Source organism: Streptococcus sp. 1453 (genome assembly GCF_013276955.1).
Classification (GTDB): Bacteria; Bacillota; Bacilli; order Lactobacillales; family Streptococcaceae; genus Streptococcus.
Map to the genome: position 1 here is coordinate 1 of NZ_VMLZ01000027.1, position 292 is coordinate 292.

At 42.1% G+C, this 292-nt stretch carries 1 tRNA gene; it reads right to left on the minus strand.

Annotated features, from left to right (window positions below):
- Nucleotides 1-195 precede the first annotated feature (195 nt).
- A tRNA-Glu gene (locus tag HW098_RS10185) sits at nt 196-267 on the minus strand.
- Nucleotides 268-292: the final 25 nt, after the last annotated feature.

The window sequence follows — 292 nt, forward strand, 5'->3', positions numbered from 1 at the left end:
TTCATTGTTCAGTACTACAACTTCAGTTGTAGTGCCCTGCACATTGGTTCGTCTTGTTCAGTTTTCAAAGGTCTTTGTCACTCGCTTCTCTCAAGCGACAACTATATTAGTATATCACAGCTGCTTTCGCTTGTCAACACTTTTTTGAAACTTTTTTAAGTTTTTTTCATCAAGTGTTCCAACCGCAACATACCATAGTCCGTACGGGATTCGAACCCGTGTTACCGCCGTGAAAAGGCGGTGTCTTAACCCCTTGACCAACGGACCAGAGTTGGTATTTTCAACTCTTACT